The following is a 628-nucleotide window of genomic DNA, read 5'->3' as shown; positions in this document are numbered from 1 at the left end:
GGGCGAGGCGGACGGTTTCGCGGAGGTTGGTGTACCAGTAGTGGGCGTCGAGGCGGGTGGTGTCGAGGGGTTCGCCGGTGACGGTGGAGTGGAAGGGGATGTCGGCGGTGCGGGGTGTGATGGGGGCGAGCAGGTCGAGGAGTTCGTCCCGGATGGTTTCGACGTGGGCGGAGTGGGAGGCGTAGTCGACGGGGATGATGCGGGCGCGTACGCCGTTGTTGTGGCAGGTGGTCTGGAGTTCGCGGAGTGCTTCGGGGTCGCCGGAGACGACGGTGTTGGTGGGGCCGTTGACGGCGGCGAGGGAGAGGCGTCCGTCCCATGCCGCTATCTGTGCGCGGACGTCGTCGGCGGGGAGGGCGACGGACATCATGCCGCCGTGGCCGGCGAGGTGGCGGGCGATGGCCTGGCTGCGCAGGGCGGTGACGCGGGCTGCGTCGTCGAGGGTGAGGGCGCCGGCGACGGCGGCGGCGGCGATTTCGCCCTGGGAGTGGCCTATGACGGCGGCGGGGGTGATGCCGGCGGCGCGCCAGAGGTCGGCGAGGGCGATCATGACGGCCCACAGGGCGGGTTGGACGACGTCGACGCGGTCGAGGGACGGTGCGCCGTGGGTGCCGCGCAGGACGTCGGT

The 628-nt window shown here is 72.5% G+C and carries 1 protein-coding gene; it reads right to left on the bottom strand.

Annotation, left to right across the window (positions count from 1 at the left end; all coding sequences use genetic code 11):
- Nucleotides 1-628 (bottom strand): acyltransferase domain-containing protein (locus EAO77_RS37385; RefSeq protein ID WP_147992713.1); only part of this gene is annotated, 628 nt, incomplete at both ends.

Source organism: Streptomyces sp. T39 (assembly GCF_008042045.1).
GTDB lineage: Bacteria > Actinomycetota > Actinomycetes > Streptomycetales > Streptomycetaceae > Streptomyces.
This window is presented reverse-complemented; position numbering and strand designations above follow the sequence as displayed.